Source organism: Streptococcus sp. 53 (assembly GCF_013276565.1).
Taxonomy (GTDB): Bacteria; Bacillota; Bacilli; order Lactobacillales; family Streptococcaceae; genus Streptococcus.
On the sequence record NZ_VMLG01000038.1, the window covers coordinates 1 to 17,485 of the forward strand.

Below are 17,485 nucleotides of genomic sequence, written 5' to 3' on the forward strand. Positions count from 1 at the left end.
CCTGATATTGATAATTATGAAAAAGCGCTATATGACAGCATGTCAGGGATAGTGTTTAAGGATGATGGGCAGATAGCTATGCACGATGTAGGCAAGTTTTACAGCCTGAATCCTAGAATTGAAGTAGAAATTGAGGAAATAAAGGAGTTGGAAGATGAAAGTACAGCAATTGATTGAGAGAATTAAACGTTTAGATGAACCATACTTAAAAACGGAATTTTTTTTAAAATTAATCGAACAACTAGACGAACCAGAAAAAGTCAAAGTACCGCAGTTTGTGGCGGATTGGATAACGCATTCAAAAAATATAGGGCGTTCTCTATTTGGAGCAATGAGTATCTTTGAAGAAAATTTCGAGATTAAAAAGTGGATGCAATGGGCAGAAAACCAAGAAACATTCGCCCGTGCATGGCTTGACGGCTACGAGGTCGAGGAAGAGAAGCGGTACTATGTAAGGTTTAAATGGATTGAAGACTCATATAGTTACTTAACCTTGATTAAGCACCTTCACGCTTGGACGTTAAAGGATATAACACTAGATAAAAAATTTCGTACAGCTCACACCCGTAAAGAACTAGAAGAAGCTGACTTTGGCTGGGTATTCGATTGTGAAGGGATTGAGATTGAGGAGGTAGAATAAATGACAAATATTAGATTACAAAATCCATACATGGATGAAACTATCAAAGTAAAAGAGAGTTGTGAGCATATATTGAACCGCATAGATGAACTTAATTTTGGGCATATATGTTGTATTCAACTACATCAGATTGAACCAGAAGAAAGACTTATCACTATTAATCCGAAAAACTTTGCAAAAGTTGATTTTTACGAAGTAGAGGAGGTTGAGTGATGAGTTATGATTTGGAAATCTTAGCGAAAATAGAAAACGGACAATATATTTGTATCGATGAACCTAGATATAGTTCTCCAACTTACAATCTTGGAAAAATGTTTAGGGTGGCTATGGATTGGGATTTCGACCAAGGCACAATTTACAATGTTGCTGATATTTTAGATAATATCCAGCGTGGTATATCTGAATTAGAGCGGTACCCTGAAAAGTATGTGCAGTATGAACCTGAAAATAGATGGGGAACAGTTAGCGGTGCATTGGAGGTTTTAAAGTCATTGAAAGAGTGTATTTTAGAACAAGATATTGACACGAAATATTTATATGTGAGGTGGTAATATGAAACGACCAAACAGATATCCTTACACACGAAATCAATGGATTGAAGAAACTGTCAATCACTATACATATAAAAGCGATATTTGCTATACAAGTCACATTTTAGAAAATAGACTTACTGGAGAAATTAAGAGCAAGGAGGTGGAGTAATGGCTAGAAAGGTACAAGCAACGCTTACCAAAGATATGTATGACCATGTTGAAGCCATCAAAGAATATGGTAGTTATGGAAGCATAGCAGAAGTGGTCAATAAAGCACTTGAAAAGTTAGTAAATGAACATACCGACAATGAAATATATAAATATTATTTGCAAAAAGTAAGAGATGGAAGAAATGAGGTCATAGATTGAAACGATTCATAGCTATCTGGATTCTTCTATCTGCTGGACTAAACATCTGGCAGATGGACAGGATTGCAGAACTAGAAAAGAAAAAGCCGATGGTTATCTATCGAGCCGATAATGCAGGCGCTGAGATATTTGGTAAAGTCGTCGAGAAAGGACGACACGGCAAGTTGTATACTGTGACTATCAGAGATTATGGAATTTTTGTAGTTACTAGAGAACAGTTTGAGAAAGTGAAAGTAGGAGATGAGGTTTTATTATAATGGACGATATTTTACAAGCTTTAGCAAAAATGCTGAATATGACAGTTGATGAAGTAAGTTCTTTGCTTACAACATTTAAAGGGAATGCACCACAGATTTACGAACAGCTTATGAGAGAATGGACTTTGTACAATGTACTTGATAATACCTCTATAGCTATGATTTTGCTTAGTGCTATCCTAACAGGAGTTATTGTGTATGTAGTAGCTCGAATTAAGGTAGATCCTGATAGTTTGAGTTATAGGTATATTCCAGAAGGTTTTACTAAGCTTGAATATGCAGAGAAACTTACAAAGGAGAATCTTAAAAACTCTAAAAGAACTATCAAAAAGCTAATTGCTGGTATTACACTAGCATTGATTTTGGCTTTTGCTTCCAATATTGGTCGGTATCTTGTAGCACCAAACTACTTATTTATCGTAAATGAAATTGTACCAAAACTGACAAATAGATAGGAGTTATCATGAACACACTAGAAAAAGTCAAACGATGGTTTATAGACCGTGATTTAGAAAATGGTGGACGACTAGACAAGCAGTCTTTGAAATTGAGTGAAGAATTTGGCGAGTTATGCGCAGGCTATCTCAAGAAGAATGAGAAGTTGACCAAGGACAGTATCGGAGATTGCGCAGTCGTGATTGTCGGTCTGGCCTTACTGAGCAAAGTGGATGTGGATAGCATTTTCGAAGAGTCGAAGAATGTTAGAACTAACGATGTGATGACGTCATTCGCGTACGCAAATACATGTATTAGCAACATTCAAACAGAACAACATCTGAAACTTATGACCTTACGTATAAAATCATTGACTCTATTGATTGGTCATCTAAAATCAATCAGCAATGCACTTGGTTATAGCTTCGAGGAATGTTTTGAACTGGCTTACCAAGAAATCAAAGACCGAAAAGGTCGTTGGATTGATGGTTCGTTCGTAAAAGAGGAGGATTTAGGATGATACCAAGATATAGAGCGTGGATAAAAACAGAAAATTGTTTTGCTGATTATATAGAGTCGATTCGATTTTACATAAATGAAATAGACCTATGCTGGGGTGGAATTTGTGAAAGTGACTGCTTTAATTTTGAAGATGTTATCTTCACTCAATCAACAAGGTTTACAGATGATATTGGCGAGGAAATTTTTGAAGGAGATGTCATCTTGTGGACCTATTGGGATGAATTTGAAGATAGTGGTAGAGCAAAGATTGTCTTTAAAGAAGGTATGTTTAAGTTGTTGGATGTACGAACAGGGGAAGAAGTTTGGGATAATCTATTTGATTGCATTGAGAACTGTAACGTATACCTTCAAGGTAACATCTACGAAAACCCAGAGTTTTTGGAGGATAAGGAATGAGACCAAAAAGATACCCGTTCAGTGGTGCTAAAAAAGAGAGTGAAGCTAAGAAAATATCGTTAATGCTTAAAAAAGTCGATGAATCAGACTTGAAAGGATGTGTTTGGGCTGAACCTCTACATCTATATGGAAAAACAAGAGTCCATGTTGAGATAGAGGGATATGGGAAGAAAATCATAACTGAATTTAAAACAGATGATATGGATTTTTCCAGAAAAGCTTCATTCTTTAAGAAGGCATTATTCAAAAGAGCTGAAATGATGTCTCAGTTTGATTTTAGAGAAACAACAACAGAAGAATGGAACCGAATAATCTTAGAACTTTTGGAGGTAATAGATGCAAAATGAAAATAAAACCACCTTGCCACAAGCGGTAGGCGGTTGCTTAGGTACGATACTAGCCTTGTTTATCAGTCTATGGTTAGCAGGAGTAGTCGTTCAGTATGGTTGGAATAATATCATTGTAGCAACATTTGAAATCCAAAGAATAACATTTTGGCAGGCTGTCGGAATCGACTTGCTCATTACTGCGATTACTGGAAATCCGAAAGGTAATACAGAAAAATCTTGGTTGGAGATCCTAGGAAAAGTTATTTACTGGTATCTTTTTCTTTGGGCTCTAATGTGGATTGTAGTGAGTGTTTTGTAAAATAAAAAAGCCAAGACACTCTCTGTCTCAGCTATAATCTCAATAATATTATTATATCACAAAGGAGATAGAGAGTGAACAAGGCTAAAGAGCTATTGAAAGAATTACAAGACCTTGACATGGACATCCAAAGCCGTATAGATGAAATCAAAGAGCTTGAGGCAGGTTTGCTTTCAAGTCCTAAGTGGTCAGGTGTCAAAGTCCAAGGTGGACAGACTAGAAAAGTTGATGATGTCTATACTCAGTTGGTAGTGATGAAAGAGGCTATAGAGCAGGATACTAAAGAGGTTATTAACAGAAAACTTGAATTAGGTCGAATGATCAACAGGCTTAAAAATCCCAAACACAGGGCGGTATTAAGAATGACTTACATCAACAAAGGCACCGCTGATAGCGTTTGTTATGATTTGAAGATGAGTCGTACAACCTATTACAGGTTAAAAAATGAGGCGGTTTTAGCTTTGGGAGAAGTCATCTAACCTCATAGTGATCGTATGGGACTTTTTGGAACAGCACGGTTCTAAAAATCTGTTAGAATGGTAGTGTCAAGAATTGAAAAGAGAGGTACCTGAAATCAGAGTGTCGTAAAGGGCATTGATGGTTCGAGTCCTTCCCTCTATTTCGTTCATTGACGTCTCCTTTATCTTTATTATATTTTTTCGAGGCTTCGGTCTCGTTTTGGCGGTGACAGGTAAGTGGTTTCTCCCCTATGTTTCCTTCGGTTCGATTCCGGGCATCGCCGTTAATGACTACAAAAAATAAATCAGAAAATTTATTTCTAATTAACACGCAAGGTAGTAGTCGCCTTGCATTTTTAGGGCTTAGCCTAGATAATCTGTGGTAACTCAGGAAAAGGATGTTTTTAAATCTATCAAACATCCTGCCAGAAATGGTCAATCTAAGCAATTTAATCTTAACTATTTTAGTTTTGGAATAGGTGGGCGAAGTTAAAGCAGGGAGATTCCAACGGCAAGGTGCTGAGGAAATGCAAACGTGGCAGTTTGGCTGTGAAACGAGTCTATAAGAGGAAAGAGGTATTTGGTTCGAGGTGCAACAAGAGCTTAATACCATATCTTACAAAAATTGGGTGCCTCCCAAAAGTATGTAAGGTGAGTCGATTGTCCGCAAAACAATCGATAACAAGCAGGCGCTGTGCATTTTGTTCTTCAAAAGAGAATGAAACACATGGCGATGCGTGTCTGTGATAGATGAAAGATGATTTTTATATTTTAAAAGCTATTCAAGATAGAAAAAACTCAAAAAAAGCAAAAGTCATCGCCCGTCACAAACGAAAGTGTACTTCGGCAATTAGATTGCCTACTCAAATCTCGCAAGGATGAGAGTAAAGTCAAAGAGTAAAGCAGCTTAGACTTTTAGCGGGGTCTTCGTTAATTGAAAAATGGCTTAGTAGTTTGCGATGTAAGGAGTGATTGGTCTAACCAATCGTGCATGAGTGATACAAGTAGGAATATTTGTGGACAAGATAATAAACTATAAGTTATCAAAAGTCACTCGCTTAAAGCAGTAGTCTCATGCTGGTTAATGGATATATGGTAGATGGATTAAATCCTAATTTAAGGAATTGAGACGTCACAGGTTCGAATCCTGTCGTTCCAATTGCGATTTTAATTCGCAGAGAGAGGTCTTGAAAAGGTCACACATTGTGTGGCTTTTTTTATTGTGAAAGGAGGTGATGGAAAATTGAATGAAAGACAAAGACGATTCGCAGATGAGTACATCATCAGTAGAAACGCAACACAATCCGCTATTAAGGTGGGGTACTCAGAGAAAACGGCATATAGCATAGGACAAAGATTGTTGAAAAATGTTGAGATTTCTGAATACATCAAAAAACGTACAGAGGAACTTTTTGACGAACGTTCGATGTCAGTCGCAGAAGCTTTGGCAATATCTGCTAGTATTGCTAGAGGGGAAACTCAACAAGGATATTCTAAAAAAACTGTAAAGACTGCTGAAGGTTTGGAGGTATCGGAAACGACTTATGAATTTACTCCGACAATTGAAGAAAGACAACGCTCTATAGACCACATATTCAGAGTGAATGGCGCGTATTTAGAGAGAAAAGAAATCGAGATGTCTTCGGCTGTTCAATTCGTTGATGATATAGGATTTGGCGATGAAGCGTAGAATGAGCGAATTTATCCCAAAGGCTTTTTACTCTATGTGGCGTGCAGCATTTGACCCTAAAATCTTACATGTGGTTGAAAAAGGCGGGCGTGGTTCTGGCAAGTCCAGCGACATCGGACACGTTATTGTTCAATTGATTATGCGCTATCCAGTCAATGCGGTGTGTATTCGTAAGACAGATAACACATTAGAACAGTCGGTCTATGAACAATTGAAATGGGCGATTAGTGAGCAAGGGGTTAGTCATTTATTTAAGTTTAATAAATCCCCTTTGAAGATAACCTATATCCCAAGAGGGAATTATATTATCTTCCGTGGTGCACAAGATCCAGAGCGTATTAAATCCTTGAAAGACAGTCGCTTTCCGTTTGCGATAGGCTGGATTGAGGAGTTAGCTGAGTTTAAAACTGAAGATGAAGTAAAGACAATCACCAACTCCCTTCTTCGTGGAGAATTGGCTGACGGTCTTTTTTATAAGTTCTTTTACTCTTACAACCCACCGAAAAGAAAACAGTCTTGGGTGAACAAGAAATACGAGAGTGTTATACAGCCTCCTAACACCCACGTACACCATTCGACATACAAAGATAACCCTTTTATCGCCAAAGAGTTTATAGAAGAAGCAGAGGCTACGAGAGAGCGTTCAGAGAAGCGTTACCGTTGGGAGTATCTGGGGGAGGCTATCGGTTCGGGTGTAGCACCGTTTGAAAATCTGGTATTCCGCAAGATTACAGATGAGGAGATAGCAAGGTTCGATAACATTCGGCAAGGAAATGACTTTGGATATGCTAACGACCCTCTGGCCTTTGTAAGATGGCATTACGACAAGAAGAAACGAGTTATCTACGCTATCGATGAGATTTATGGCGTGAAGATTAGCAACCGTGAATTGGCTGAAAGAATCCGTGAGAAAGGCTATCAATCTCAGATGATAACCTGTGATAGCGCAGAACCTAAGTCGATTGATGAATTAAAACTACAGCTAAATATTCCGCTTGTTCAAGGTGCTAAGAAAGGTCCTGACAGTCGTGAGTATGGAGAACGCTGGTTGGATGATTTGGCTGCCATTGTGATAGATCCAGAACGCACACCAAACATTGCACGAGAATTCGAAAGTGCCGACTATGCAGTTGACCGTGATGGAAATCCCAAGCCTAAGCTAGAAGAAGTAAATGACCACACAATCGACGCTACTAGATATGCGTTTGAAGACGATATGAGACAGCCAGGAATATCATTCTGGTAGGAGAAGGAGAAATGTTGAGTAATTGGTTTAAATGGTTAATCAGGCGGTTGTTGATTAAGAATACAACCCAAAATGAAATACTAGAGATTGAGATAAAAGAACACCAAATTTCTGAGAAAGTAAGCACAATGAAAGAAGCTTACAACTACTATCGAAATCGCACGGATATTCGAAATAAGAAAGTAGATGTGGATTGGCGGACGAACTCAAGGATTGAATTGGGTTTATTTAAGAAACTGGTAGACCAGAAGGTCGGTTATCTGTTTTCTAAACAACCGACAATCTCGCTTGAGGGAGAAGAATCCCAAGGCTTTTTAGACAGCGTGTTTGACGAGGATCTTTTATCTACGATTAAGTCGCTTGGTAAAGAAGCAGTGATGAAGGGAATAGCTTACGGCTTGCCTTATTACGACGAGAATGGCCGTCTACGCTTGTTTAAAATCCCGAGTGAACAGATTATCCCTTTTTGGAAAGACGAGCGTCATTTGGAACTATCTGCCTTTGTGCGTGTCTATAATCAAGCGGTCTACGAAAGCGGTGTAAAGAAGACTAAAACCTTTGTAGAATACTACGATGAACAAGGAATTACAGATTATATCTGGACAGGTTCACACCTCGAACTCAATCCACTTTCTAAAGAGACCAAGGGGAATTTTTATTATGTCAACGCAGACGGTACACGGATTCCTTATACTTGGGAGAAAGTACCTCTGATTCCATTCCGCTACAACGAGTATGAGGACGGTCTTTTAGTCCAAACCAAGTCTTTGATTGATAATATTCAACTTCAAATGTCTACTAATGCTGATATGTTGGCAGATATGCCGAAGTTGATTTATGTTTTGAAAAACTATCAGGGCGCAGACTTGGGCGAGTTCATGAATAACCTGAACAAGTTCCGCTCTATCAAAGTCTCTAGCGATGGTGGTGTAGATACCCTGCAAGCAGACAATGATACTAGTGGAGTTGAAACAGATATTGAACGCTCTCGTAAGTTCTTGTATGAGGCTGCACGAGCCATTGATACCCAAGATGATAATCTAGGGAATGCAAGTGGTCAGGCTCTTAAATGGCGCTATACAGACCTTGATTTGGACTGTAACGAGCTAGAAAATGAGTTCCAAAAAGGCATCAAGCAATTCCTTTGGTTTGTAGAACAGTATGCAGCTAACAAAGGAATAGCGTTTGACGCTTCTAAATTTACGTATGTATTCAATCGTGACATCATTTCAAATGAGTCTGAAGCTATTCAAGATTGTGTAAACTCAATCGGTATCTTAGACGACCTAAGCATTCGTGAACAACATCCATGGTATCAACCAGAGGTTGAGAAACGATTGAAAGAACAACAGGAACAAGGACAAGATCCATACTCTCAGACCAATTTCAAAAAGGTAGATGAAGATCATGACGACCGAGAACAAGAAAAAGATAGATGAGTACTGGATTGAGCGAGCTTTACAACAGGAACAAAACGCTCAGATAGTTGCTGATAGGTACATGGCCCAGATTGGCCAATCCTTAGCTGACTATAAACATCAGTTGGTTTCTGAAATTGAGAAGTTCTATGCCAGATATGCAGTTGATAATAAAATGACTCATGCAGAGGCTAAGCGATACCTGACAGATAAAGAGCGTAGAGAGTTTAAGCATGTGACCCTTGAAAGGTTTCGTGAGATAGCCTTAAATCCTGACACACCGACACCTTTGTTGGACGCCTTGGGATATCGCCATCGTATTAGTCGCAAGGAGGCTTTGCTTGCCGAAATTGAGCGTCTGACGGCTGAACTATACGGGAAGCCAGATGGCATACATGACAAAGTCACAGAGGCTCTGAGCGACGTCTACATCAAAGGTAAAATCCATCAAGCTAAGAATTTGGCACATTTCGGAATCATAGAGAAACCAATATTGAGTGTCGATGCAGTTAAGCATAAGATGGCTAGTAACTGGAGTGGTAGAACCTTTTCTGAAAATGTTTGGGTTCATAAAGAAGTTGCTTATAAGGCAATCAGTGATGTCCTGAATAAAGGCCTAACAGGTGGCTGGTCCATTGATAGAATGGCTAGAGCTCTTTCTGAACGTACAGGGGTCGCCTATCATAGGGCTGATACGCTTGTCAGGACTGAGACAACCTTTTATAATAACCTTGCGACACTAGATACTATCAAGGAGTTGGGTGGTGACCACTACGAAATTGTAGCGGTATTAGACAGTCGTACAAGTGAGATTTGTCAGTCAGAAAATCATGAGGTTTATTCTGTTAAAGAATATGAACCAGGACGAACCGCACCGCCTTTTCATGTCCGTTGTCGTTCTACTATCAGGCCTGCAGTTAAGTCTGATAAGAAAGGCAAGACTGATAAGACTGATAAGACTGATAGGGCTGAAGAAGCAGAACAGATTAGTCCGTATCTCGATATATTACTAAATAACGCCCCTGTAAAAATGGCAAAAGAGAAACGTTCTATGGACGAAATCTTTGCAGGTTGGGAGCGTGAAGGGGAAGCGATTAAAGAAAAACTGTTTGCGAAAGACGGAGAAAAGGAGAACGTTGAGAAATCGAAGGGAAATATAAAAAAATTTGACTTTTACCAATTAACGGAGGATAATATAGGTGACAAAGAAAGAATATTAAACATATCTAAAAGATTGAAGGCAGTTTCGGAAGAGTACGAAAAAGAAACTGGTAAAAATATTTTAGAATTATTCGCAAATAAAAAATTGATAGATCGTTCCAAACCGTATGATGATGAGAAGTCTAAATTTATAAGATTTTTATATAAACGAGTTGGCTATGATAGGAAACCGAATATTCTTAATGACAACGATATTGTTGTATTAGAGACCATATACCGTGGTGTAAGTGATAGCAAATCTGGAGAAATAAATTCAAAAACTTTAATGGATAATTTCAGAAACGGAAAACTAGACCTAAGCGGTAGAGTAAAATCTGCACATGGTCGAGGTTTGTACTTCGGAAGTCGTTTCGTTGCTGAGAGATATGCTAATAAAGGAACAAATCCATTACTAATAAAAGCTTTTTATGACCCTTCTGATTTTAAATTTTTAACTGATGAACTTTACAAAAAAGAAAAGCATACTTGGTTGAAAAATTTAGACGATGATAATGAATTATATGAATATTACTATTTTTTGATGAGTCAAATAGGAATAAATGACTCTAATGCAGATGTTTTCGCTGTCCTACATGGTTACGATGGTTATAAAGCAATGCATAATGATGGGTTGTATACAGTTGTTTATAACCGCAGTAAGTTAGGGGTGCTTAAAGATGATTAAAATTTCAATTAGTTTGTTGCTAGATGCAATTGAAGATAACATTGACGATGAAGCGCTTCAATCTATCGATTTCGAGAGCCAGATTAGAAAAATTACAAAAGAATTCCAGGGAGAAAATGGTGAATTCTTAGTAAAAGAAGAAGCCTTTGAAACATTACCTTTGGATAGAGAGACAAAAAATAAAATCATCGACCAAATAAAACAAAATAGTCAAAATGTTTTCGAAGATGATTTTGATACCTTGTTGCAACTATATTATTAAGCGCCTAGAGAAATCTAAGTGCTTTTCTCATGCTTAGAAAGGAGCGAGAAATGAAATACCGTAAAAAACCAGTGGTCATTGAGGCGGTTCAACTTAATGAACGTTGTTTGATTGAAGAAGATTGGTTTTGGGACGCAGTAACAAGGAATGAGATTATCGTTCACGATAATGGCAAGTGGAATAAAAATCCAGCATGGTGTGAGATTAAAACACTTGAGGGTGTCATGGTCGCAAAAACAGGTGATTATATTATCAAAGGCGTGCAAGGTGAATTTTATCCATGCAAACCTGACATTTTTAAAGAAACATACGAAAAAGTAGAGGAGTAAAGACATGTTTATATGGGATTTAGTATCAATTTTATTAGGTTGTATTATATTTTTTGCGTTAATTCTGTTCGTAATAATTAAATTATTTGAAGTGATTTCAACAGTCATTTCAACTCTAAAAGTCGGAATTGAATACATAAAGAAACTGAAACAATTGAAAAATAAATAATCTAACCGCATCGAAATCGAGGCGGTTTTCTTATGCTCTAACCGTATGGAATCCCGTACGGTTAAATTTATATATTGGAGGTATTACCTTGAGGATGTATACAAAAATAGCACTAACAATTGCTGTAACCGTCATTACAACAAAGCTAGTGCTACACATAGAAGAACAGCGAAAAATCAGAGACTTACATAATCGAATTGCTAAATTAGTTCAAATCGACTAGTGTCTTTCGCCCTGGGCATGGCGTTAAAAGGCTTTTTTACTTTACCAAAATGTCGTGGTCGTTGCCACGTTAAACAAACGTACAGGAGGAAAAGAAATGAATCGTAAATTTTTGGAACAGTTAGGATTGACTGAGGAACAAGTTGAAGCAGTTATGTCCGAACACGGGAAATCAACACAGGACCTACAAGCAAAGGTATCTGCTGCAGAAGATAATGCCAAGGGCTTGCAAGACCAGTTGAGAGAGCGTGATAAGGACATGAAACAGCTCAAACAAGACGCTGAAGGCAATGCTGACCTACAACAAAAATACTCAGACTTGGACAGCAAGTACAAGACACAACAGAAGGAACATGAACAACAACTCAAGACAATGCAACTAGATCATGCTATTGAAATGCACTTGAGCGGTAAGGTCCATGACGCTGGAATCGTGTCTAGTCTGCTAGATAAGTCTAAATTGGGATTAGGTGACAACGGAGCGGTGACTGGATTAGATGAACAGTTGACGGCTTTGAAGGAATCTAAAGGCTTTTTATTTGCTCCAGAAAAGGCTGTAGAACCACACATCGCTGGTGCTAAGCCACAAGGAACAACACAAGAAGAAACAGTTGCTAACGACCTGACAACGCAGATGATTAATGCGTTTACGTCAGATCTATAATCAAGAAATAGAAAAGAGGAACAGATATGCCAGCAACATTGAACTATGCACAGGCTTACCAACAAGGTTTGCAAAATCGTTATAGTGAAAACGGACTGTTATTCACTCAAAAACTTTGGAATTCTCCATCCAACACACTTTTGAAGTTCACAGGCGCTAAAGAAGTAAAAGTGCCGCGTCTTTTGATTAAAGAAGGGCGTAAAGACCGTACACGTCGCACAATTACGAACATTGACGCTAACTATGAAAACCAATGGGAAACATACACATTGACCAATGAGCGTTACTGGTCAACACTAGTAGACCCGTCAGATGTTGATGAAACTAACTATGTTACTTCCATTGCTAACATCACTAAAACATTCAACGATACTGAAAAAGTCCCAGAAATGGATAAATTCATGGTATCTAAATTGTTCTCCCGTAAGAAAGCACTTGATACAGAAAGTAAACAAATTAAGTCATTGAATTTGACTGAGGAAAACTTCCTCGCAACATTTGATGAGCTGATGGAACAAATGGACGAAGCTGGAGTACCAGCAGAAGGTCGTGTTATTTTCTGTACACCAGCAGTTAAACGCATGATCAAGAACATCAAGCAATTTGGCCGTACAGTCAATATTCACGGTCAAGGTACAGTGATTGACCGTTCAGTTGGTCGTTTGGATGATGTGACTATTGAGACAGCTATTCCATCTGACCGTATGAAGACCTTGTACAACTTCACAAATGGCGCTAAGGTTGACCCAACTGCTAAACAAATCCATTTCTTCTTGATTCATATTCCATGTATGGCAGCGCCACAAAAATATGAATTTGTAGGACTTGACGCACCAAGTGCTTCTTCAAGCGGTAACTACTTGTACTACGAACAATCTTACGATGATGTACTGCTATTCCAGACTAAACATGAAGGTCTAGCCTTTGTCGTCGCACCTTAAAGAAGGAGGATAGAAAATGTTAACAGTAAAAAAAGACAATCGTGTCCTAGATATCGATGAACTAGAAAAAGTAACCTTCCTTGAAGATGGTTACGATGTGGTTGAAATCCAAGATGGTGAGTATGTAGTAGTAGAGCCAGCAACCAACGGACGTACCTATACCATTCAGGAGTATCAAGCAGTTGTGGCAGAACGTGACAAGGCTCTTGAAGAACTTGAAAAAGTGAAAGTTAAGAAAACGAGCAAGAAAGACGAAGAACTTGAAAAAGTGAAAGTTAAGAAAACGAGCAAGAAAGACGAAGAAGAGAAATAAGGAGGGTGTTTCTGCTGATGGAGAAGATGACACTTGAAGAAATTCAACAGCATAATGAAGATGCTAGGCAAGCCTTAATCGACTTGTACGAACAACGTTATTCAGGCTATCCAGAAGAGTTAGTGGTCGATGAAGTCATGCAGAACATTCTTAACTACTGTAATCGTGAGGATTTTCCTTTAGAGTTGCGATTTGTGGCCATGCAGATGGTTTATGTTGTTTGTAATCCTGACCAAGCTGTCCAAGGCAAGACTATTTCCGTTGGAGATACTCGTGTCGAATTGGCTAAGTCAGACCTTGCCAGACGTGTTGAAAGTGTCTTGTTGGACTTTACCAGTCAGCTACAGAGGTTCAGAAAGTTGAGGTGGTAGGATGAATATCAATGATGTTCTATCTCAGGCAACACCAAGCATTGAATGGACCTATGATAAAAAGATGGATGTGTTTGCTTCTGTCGAGAGTACGAAACCAAACGGAGCTGATTTTGTAGAGTTCAAAGAAATCTACAAGAAGGTTCCCTGTCGTGTCTCTGTTCGTAACTTAGTGAATACTGAGCAGAACGAAGCGCACCAACTCAAGACAGAACACAAGATTTTCTGTTCGCCTAAATTTACTATCAAAGCTGGTAGTAAATTGGTCGTAGATGGTATTCAGTACCTGACCAGTGAAGCCCCGATGGTCTATGTCACACATCAAGAAATTGTGGTGAGACGACATGAGTGGCTATGATGATAGTGATGTTCAAGAGTTCTTAAAACGCCTTGAACGGGCTCAGGCAATTATTGATTCTGAGTTTATGCAGGCTGCTAAAGATATCGGCCTAGCCTTTTTGAAAGAGGTTAAGGAACGAACACCAAAGGGCCTGACAGGTAAGTTAAATCAATCGTGGAAGATGGAAGTAAGCAAAAATGGGAATGTGTACGAGGTTATCGCATTTAACCCTATGGAGTATGCTTCTTTCGTCGAAAGCGGACACCGTCAACAAGTAGGGCGTTATGTCCCTGCAATTGGTAAGCGTTTGGTCAATCCTTGGGTAGAAGGGCGCTTCATGATGAGGCTGACAGAAGAACAGATTAAACAGAGAATCCCACAAATCGCGCAACAAATCGAAGAGAGGCTAAAGGAGGAACTAGGTGGATTATAGTATTAGACCACTCGTCATCAAGCAACTCAAAGATGTGTTTGGGTGCAAGGTGTATGATGAACAAATCCAGCAAGGATTGAAAACACCTTGTTTTATTGTAGATGTGAAGCCTGTGACTCGAAAGCGGTTGGCAAACCAAAACGATAAGCAGGTTTTTATTGTCTTGCTGCATTACTACACCGAAAAAACAACAGACTTATATCAAAAGTTTGAAGAGATTGAAATGGTGTTTAATTCGCCTTCTTTTCGTTATTTGGGTGATAAGTACCCTATCAATGATTTGAAGGTGGAATACAATGCAAATGACTTGATATGCACATTTACAATCACTCGATACGTACGATGGGTTGAAGAAGAACCGACAATGCAAATATTAGAAAGGATAGGTGAAAGTTCTCATGGAGACAACGGAAAAACCGAAGACAAAAACAGTGGTGCCAACCACTGAAGAAAAATTTGGTAAAGAGGCATTACTCAAGTATTTTGAAGAGGATGCAACTTTGTTAAACATTTTGCTGGAAGATGGCCAGTCATACTCACTAGCAGAAGTAAAACGCATTTTAGAAGACTGGAGAAAGGGTGTGGCTAACTAATGGCACAATGGACAGTACAGAATAAACGAGTTCCAAAGGCCTACATCAATTTCGTATCAAGAGATGATGTGATTGTTCCTTTGGAAGACAATACGATTGCAGCAGTTATGATTGCTGGATCTTGGGGAGAACCTGGTGCTTTCACACTTGTTGACGGCACAAGTAATTTCCGTCGCCTATTTGGTAAACCGATTGATGAACTTCTTCCAATTCGTGAAGCCTTGAAAGGAACCGGTAAGGTCCTTGTCTACAATGGTGTGAACAACACTGGAGTACAGGCAACGAAAACAGAAAGCGATATGGTCGTTACAGCTAAATACAAAGGATTGGCTGGTAACCATATTCATGTTATCTTCAAGAAACAAGTCGAGACTGGTTTTGAAGTGACGACTGTTTTCTTTGGAAAAGAAGTTGATAAACAAATCATCACAGCCTTGCCATTTAAGAATGACTATGTGAATGTAACAGGTACTCTAACAACAGAAGATAAAACAATCTTGCTTGAAGGTGGTACTGATGGAGCCACAACCAATTCAGAAGTTGAAGATTTCCTAAATGCACTCGATACTCAAGACTTCCGTGTCTTGGCTCTGGGTACAGATGAAAGTGCAACGAAAGCACTTGTTACAGCTCATATCAAGAAATGGCGCGACGCTGGTCGTTCAGTCATTGCGGTATTGAATGATTACACGGACGCTGACGATGAAGGTGTTGTATCCGTCGGTAATGGGGTTATATTAAGCGACGGTACGAAACTAGGCGCTAAGGACTGTGTATACTTCGTAGCTGGTAAGTATGCAGGGGCTGGCTTGCAATCCAATACATTCAAGTCTTATCCAGGCGCTATCGACTGTGAGCGTAAGAACGAAGCAGAGGCTGAAAAGCTCATCAATAAAGGTCAGCTTATCTTTGCCTATCGAAATGAAAAAGTGATTATCCTGTCAGACGTGAACTCATTTACTAGCTATACGGCAGAACACAGTCGTATCTTTGGTAAGAACAAACTTGTCCGCACCATGGATAATATCAACACCAATGTCAAATATATCTTTGAGAACTACTTCATCGGTAAAGTACCAAACAACGTGAATGGTCGTGAGTTGTTTAAACAGCGAATCATTACAATGGTCCTTGACCCACTTGCTCAAAAGCAAGCTTTGGAGTATAAAGCCAAAGATATTGAGATTTCACAAGGTATCACAAAAGAATCTGTCGTGGTGAACTTGCCAGTTGTCTTGACAGATGCTATGGAAATCTTGTACATGACGGTTATCTGTGATTAAGAAAGGAGAAACTAGCTAATGGCTATTATGAACCAATTGGATGCTTTGTCAGCTAAGGAAGGAACAGTCTTCTTTACAATCAATGACAAGCAATATGAACTAGCAGAGCTTATCTCGCTAGAAGCGAAGGTTGAATATACAAAAGCTGATGTTACCCCTCTCAACTCTCGTATGAAGGGTGGTAAGATTGTCGGCGCAGAAGGTACAGGTTCGTTGAAGATGTACTACCACCGCCCAGAATTAAAGACGATGGCTTTAAACTATGTCAAACAAGGTATTTTGCCTCGTATTGATATCAAGTGTACCAATGAAGACCGCACATCTCGTGCAGGTCGTTACACAATTGTTTTGAAAGGGGTTCTGTTCAAAGAATCACTTATCTTTAAACTAGATGGATCAGCGGATGAAGTTATTGACGAAGAAACGGACTTCACATTCCAAGATTTTGATATCCTATCAGAATTCCAAGAAATTACATACTAACACAAGGAGGAAATAGTGGTGAGTGGATTAAAAGCATTTTTGAAACAAAATAAAAAAGGGGAAGAGACTAAGGATGTCTTGCTTCCTTCTTTTGAGGAACCAGTTAAAATTCGAGTGTTAAGCTCTCGTGAAGCGGACTTAATCAATGACCGTTGCTTTGTCAATAAGCCTGGTCGTAATGGACGTCAAGAGCGTGTCTTTGACGGTGTTAAATATAACCGTGAAATCTGTATTGCGTCTATCGTGGTTCCTGACCTTAACGATAAAGAATTGCAAGATTCGTATGGAGCGATGGGAGCTTCTGAGTTATTCGGTACCATGTTCAATTGGGGCGAAAGCGCCTTGATTTTGGAAGCTGTGACCGAACTCAGCGGTATTAACCAAACATTCCAAGACAAGGTTGACGAGGCAAAAAACTAATAAAAGAGGACGCGGAGGCACAACTTGCCTACTTCGCCCTCGTAAACTATTACATTCGCCCTAGTGAATTTGTGAATATGGATGTAGAAGAAAAAGCCTTTTTCGCTGCAGTCATGCATGAAGAGGCGAAACAACGTAAAAAAGCGATGAAGAAGTGAGGTGATT

The 17,485-nt window shown here is 39.0% G+C and carries 29 protein-coding genes; all 29 read left to right on the forward strand.

Annotated elements, in window-relative coordinates:
- On the forward strand, nt 1-177 hold a 177-nt coding region (locus tag HT722_RS08985; protein ID WP_173278707.1), incomplete at its 5' end, for a RusA family crossover junction endodeoxyribonuclease.
- Nucleotides 155-640 (forward strand): DUF1642 domain-containing protein, encoded by a 486-nt coding sequence (locus tag HT722_RS08990; protein ID WP_173278708.1) that lies wholly within the window; start codon nt 155-157, stop codon nt 638-640. The genes HT722_RS08985 and HT722_RS08990, both read left to right, overlap by 23 nt.
- Nucleotides 641-853 carry a hypothetical protein gene (locus tag HT722_RS08995; protein ID WP_205380493.1) on the forward strand — a complete coding sequence of 71 codons (213 nt, stop codon included), beginning with the start codon at nt 641-643 and terminating at the stop codon, nt 851-853. It begins immediately after the preceding gene.
- Complete coding sequence (locus HT722_RS09000) at nt 853-1,191, forward strand: hypothetical protein (protein WP_173278709.1); 339 nt, start codon at nt 853-855, stop codon at nt 1,189-1,191. Before HT722_RS08995 ends, HT722_RS09000 begins: the two co-directional genes overlap by 1 nt.
- Before the next feature lie 150 nt (nt 1,192-1,341).
- Nucleotides 1,342-1,542: a hypothetical protein gene (locus HT722_RS09005; protein ID WP_112445553.1), complete on the forward strand. Its 201-nt coding sequence runs from the start codon at nt 1,342-1,344 to the stop codon at nt 1,540-1,542.
- On the forward strand, nt 1,539-1,799 hold the full coding sequence (locus HT722_RS09010) for a DUF1372 family protein (RefSeq protein WP_173278710.1): 261 nt from the start codon (nt 1,539-1,541) through the stop codon (nt 1,797-1,799). The genes HT722_RS09005 and HT722_RS09010 overlap by 4 nt, the downstream gene beginning before the upstream one ends.
- Nucleotides 1,799-2,254 (forward strand): hypothetical protein, encoded by a 456-nt coding sequence (locus tag HT722_RS09015; RefSeq protein WP_173278711.1) that lies wholly within the window; start codon nt 1,799-1,801, stop codon nt 2,252-2,254. The genes HT722_RS09010 and HT722_RS09015 overlap by 1 nt, the downstream gene beginning before the upstream one ends.
- Nucleotides 2,255-2,262: 8 nt before the next feature.
- A complete protein-coding gene (locus HT722_RS09020; RefSeq protein ID WP_173278712.1) occupies nt 2,263-2,754 on the forward strand; it encodes a MazG-like family protein in 492 nt (163 codons plus the stop codon).
- Nucleotides 2,751-3,152 (forward strand): YopX family protein, encoded by a 402-nt coding sequence (locus tag HT722_RS09025; protein WP_173278713.1) that lies wholly within the window; start codon nt 2,751-2,753, stop codon nt 3,150-3,152. The genes HT722_RS09020 and HT722_RS09025 overlap by 4 nt, the downstream gene beginning before the upstream one ends.
- Complete coding sequence (locus tag HT722_RS09030) at nt 3,149-3,499, forward strand: hypothetical protein (protein WP_173278714.1); 351 nt, start codon at nt 3,149-3,151, stop codon at nt 3,497-3,499. The genes HT722_RS09025 and HT722_RS09030 overlap by 4 nt, the downstream gene beginning before the upstream one ends.
- Nucleotides 3,489-3,800: a hypothetical protein gene (locus HT722_RS09035; RefSeq protein WP_173278715.1), complete on the forward strand. Its 312-nt coding sequence runs from the start codon at nt 3,489-3,491 to the stop codon at nt 3,798-3,800. The genes HT722_RS09030 and HT722_RS09035 overlap by 11 nt, the downstream gene beginning before the upstream one ends.
- A gap of 74 nt (nt 3,801-3,874) precedes the next feature.
- Nucleotides 3,875-4,279: a DUF1492 domain-containing protein gene (locus HT722_RS09040; RefSeq protein ID WP_173278716.1), complete on the forward strand. Its 405-nt coding sequence runs from the start codon at nt 3,875-3,877 to the stop codon at nt 4,277-4,279.
- 1,222 nt (nt 4,280-5,501) lie between these two features.
- Nucleotides 5,502-5,948 carry a terminase small subunit gene (locus tag HT722_RS09045; protein ID WP_173278717.1) on the forward strand — a complete coding sequence of 149 codons (447 nt, stop codon included), beginning with the start codon at nt 5,502-5,504 and terminating at the stop codon, nt 5,946-5,948.
- Nucleotides 5,938-7,194 carry a PBSX family phage terminase large subunit gene (locus HT722_RS09050; protein ID WP_173278718.1) on the forward strand — a complete coding sequence of 419 codons (1,257 nt, stop codon included), beginning with the start codon at nt 5,938-5,940 and terminating at the stop codon, nt 7,192-7,194. The genes HT722_RS09045 and HT722_RS09050 overlap by 11 nt, the downstream gene beginning before the upstream one ends.
- Nucleotides 7,195-7,205: 11 nt before the next feature.
- Nucleotides 7,206-8,633, forward strand: coding sequence for a phage portal protein (locus tag HT722_RS09055; RefSeq protein ID WP_173278719.1), 1,428 nt, complete (start codon nt 7,206-7,208; stop codon nt 8,631-8,633).
- Entirely contained in the window at nt 8,602-10,497 is a 1,896-nt protein-coding gene (locus HT722_RS09060; RefSeq protein WP_173278720.1) for a minor capsid protein, read from the forward strand. The genes HT722_RS09055 and HT722_RS09060 overlap by 32 nt, the downstream gene beginning before the upstream one ends.
- Entirely contained in the window at nt 10,490-10,759 is a 270-nt protein-coding gene (locus HT722_RS09065; RefSeq protein WP_084864375.1) for a hypothetical protein, read from the forward strand. Before HT722_RS09060 ends, HT722_RS09065 begins: the two co-directional genes overlap by 8 nt.
- Before the next feature lie 50 nt (nt 10,760-10,809).
- The gene (locus HT722_RS09070; protein WP_173278721.1) at nt 10,810-11,088 is read left to right on the forward strand and encodes a hypothetical protein; all 279 of its coding nucleotides are present in this window, start codon (nt 10,810-10,812) and stop codon (nt 11,086-11,088) included.
- A 488-nt stretch (nt 11,089-11,576) separates the two neighbouring features.
- The gene (locus tag HT722_RS09075; protein WP_173278722.1) at nt 11,577-12,143 is read left to right on the forward strand and encodes a phage scaffolding protein; all 567 of its coding nucleotides are present in this window, start codon (nt 11,577-11,579) and stop codon (nt 12,141-12,143) included.
- Nucleotides 12,144-12,169: 26 nt separating this feature from the next.
- Complete coding sequence (locus HT722_RS09080) at nt 12,170-13,084, forward strand: capsid protein (protein WP_173278723.1); 915 nt, start codon at nt 12,170-12,172, stop codon at nt 13,082-13,084.
- Nucleotides 13,085-13,100: 16 nt separating this feature from the next.
- Entirely contained in the window at nt 13,101-13,397 is a 297-nt protein-coding gene (locus HT722_RS09085) for a hypothetical protein (protein ID WP_173278724.1), read from the forward strand.
- A gap of 17 nt (nt 13,398-13,414) precedes the next feature.
- Nucleotides 13,415-13,768, forward strand: a complete 354-nt coding sequence (locus HT722_RS09090; RefSeq protein WP_173278725.1) for a hypothetical protein — start codon at nt 13,415-13,417, stop codon at nt 13,766-13,768.
- A 1-nt stretch (nt 13,769) separates the two neighbouring features.
- Nucleotides 13,770-14,126, forward strand: coding sequence for a hypothetical protein (locus HT722_RS09095; RefSeq protein WP_173278726.1), 357 nt, complete (start codon nt 13,770-13,772; stop codon nt 14,124-14,126).
- A complete protein-coding gene (locus tag HT722_RS09100; RefSeq protein ID WP_173278727.1) occupies nt 14,113-14,541 on the forward strand; it encodes an HK97 gp10 family phage protein in 429 nt (142 codons plus the stop codon). The genes HT722_RS09095 and HT722_RS09100 overlap by 14 nt, the downstream gene beginning before the upstream one ends.
- Nucleotides 14,531-14,989, forward strand: coding sequence for a DUF6838 family protein (locus HT722_RS09105; protein WP_173278728.1), 459 nt, complete (start codon nt 14,531-14,533; stop codon nt 14,987-14,989). The genes HT722_RS09100 and HT722_RS09105 overlap by 11 nt, the downstream gene beginning before the upstream one ends.
- Complete coding sequence (locus HT722_RS09110; protein WP_173278729.1) at nt 14,940-15,134, forward strand: hypothetical protein; 195 nt, start codon at nt 14,940-14,942, stop codon at nt 15,132-15,134. The genes HT722_RS09105 and HT722_RS09110 overlap by 50 nt, the downstream gene beginning before the upstream one ends.
- On the forward strand, nt 15,134-16,417 hold the full coding sequence (locus HT722_RS09115) for a phage tail sheath subtilisin-like domain-containing protein (RefSeq protein WP_173278730.1): 1,284 nt from the start codon (nt 15,134-15,136) through the stop codon (nt 16,415-16,417). Before HT722_RS09110 ends, HT722_RS09115 begins: the two co-directional genes overlap by 1 nt.
- A gap of 18 nt (nt 16,418-16,435) precedes the next feature.
- On the forward strand, nt 16,436-16,900 hold the full coding sequence (locus HT722_RS09120) for a phage tail tube protein (protein ID WP_049512708.1): 465 nt from the start codon (nt 16,436-16,438) through the stop codon (nt 16,898-16,900).
- 18 nt (nt 16,901-16,918) lie between these two features.
- The gene (locus tag HT722_RS09125) at nt 16,919-17,320 is read left to right on the forward strand and encodes a phage portal protein (RefSeq protein ID WP_345789588.1); all 402 of its coding nucleotides are present in this window, start codon (nt 16,919-16,921) and stop codon (nt 17,318-17,320) included.
- Nucleotides 17,321-17,485 lie beyond the last annotated feature (165 nt).

Bases quoted from the DNA above. Each gene is read 5' to 3' on its own strand.
- HT722_RS08990 (WP_173278708.1), top strand. From the start codon at position 155: ATGAAAGTACAGCAATTGATTGAGAGAATTAAACGTTTAGATGAACCA.
- HT722_RS08995 (WP_205380493.1), top strand. From the start codon at position 641: ATGACAAATATTAGATTACAAAATCCATACATGGATGAAACTATCAAA.
- HT722_RS09000 (WP_173278709.1), top strand. From the start codon at position 853: ATGAGTTATGATTTGGAAATCTTAGCGAAAATAGAAAACGGACAATAT.
- HT722_RS09005 (WP_112445553.1), top strand. From the start codon at position 1,342: ATGGCTAGAAAGGTACAAGCAACGCTTACCAAAGATATGTATGACCAT.
- HT722_RS09015 (WP_173278711.1), top strand. From the start codon at position 1,799: ATGGACGATATTTTACAAGCTTTAGCAAAAATGCTGAATATGACAGTT.
- HT722_RS09020 (WP_173278712.1), top strand. From the start codon at position 2,263: ATGAACACACTAGAAAAAGTCAAACGATGGTTTATAGACCGTGATTTA.
- HT722_RS09025 (WP_173278713.1), top strand. From the start codon at position 2,751: ATGATACCAAGATATAGAGCGTGGATAAAAACAGAAAATTGTTTTGCT.
- HT722_RS09030 (WP_173278714.1), top strand. From the start codon at position 3,149: ATGAGACCAAAAAGATACCCGTTCAGTGGTGCTAAAAAAGAGAGTGAA.
- HT722_RS09035 (WP_173278715.1), top strand. From the start codon at position 3,489: ATGCAAAATGAAAATAAAACCACCTTGCCACAAGCGGTAGGCGGTTGC.
- HT722_RS09050 (WP_173278718.1), top strand. From the start codon at position 5,938: ATGAAGCGTAGAATGAGCGAATTTATCCCAAAGGCTTTTTACTCTATG.
- HT722_RS09055 (WP_173278719.1), top strand. From the start codon at position 7,206: ATGTTGAGTAATTGGTTTAAATGGTTAATCAGGCGGTTGTTGATTAAG.
- HT722_RS09060 (WP_173278720.1), top strand. From the start codon at position 8,602: ATGACGACCGAGAACAAGAAAAAGATAGATGAGTACTGGATTGAGCGA.
- HT722_RS09065 (WP_084864375.1), top strand. From the start codon at position 10,490: ATGATTAAAATTTCAATTAGTTTGTTGCTAGATGCAATTGAAGATAAC.
- HT722_RS09070 (WP_173278721.1), top strand. From the start codon at position 10,810: ATGAAATACCGTAAAAAACCAGTGGTCATTGAGGCGGTTCAACTTAAT.
- HT722_RS09075 (WP_173278722.1), top strand. From the start codon at position 11,577: ATGAATCGTAAATTTTTGGAACAGTTAGGATTGACTGAGGAACAAGTT.
- HT722_RS09080 (WP_173278723.1), top strand. From the start codon at position 12,170: ATGCCAGCAACATTGAACTATGCACAGGCTTACCAACAAGGTTTGCAA.
- HT722_RS09085 (WP_173278724.1), top strand. From the start codon at position 13,101: ATGTTAACAGTAAAAAAAGACAATCGTGTCCTAGATATCGATGAACTA.
- HT722_RS09090 (WP_173278725.1), top strand. From the start codon at position 13,415: ATGGAGAAGATGACACTTGAAGAAATTCAACAGCATAATGAAGATGCT.
- HT722_RS09095 (WP_173278726.1), top strand. From the start codon at position 13,770: ATGAATATCAATGATGTTCTATCTCAGGCAACACCAAGCATTGAATGG.
- HT722_RS09100 (WP_173278727.1), top strand. From the start codon at position 14,113: ATGAGTGGCTATGATGATAGTGATGTTCAAGAGTTCTTAAAACGCCTT.
- HT722_RS09110 (WP_173278729.1), top strand. From the start codon at position 14,940: ATGGAGACAACGGAAAAACCGAAGACAAAAACAGTGGTGCCAACCACT.
- HT722_RS09115 (WP_173278730.1), top strand. From the start codon at position 15,134: ATGGCACAATGGACAGTACAGAATAAACGAGTTCCAAAGGCCTACATC.
- HT722_RS09120 (WP_049512708.1), top strand. From the start codon at position 16,436: ATGGCTATTATGAACCAATTGGATGCTTTGTCAGCTAAGGAAGGAACA.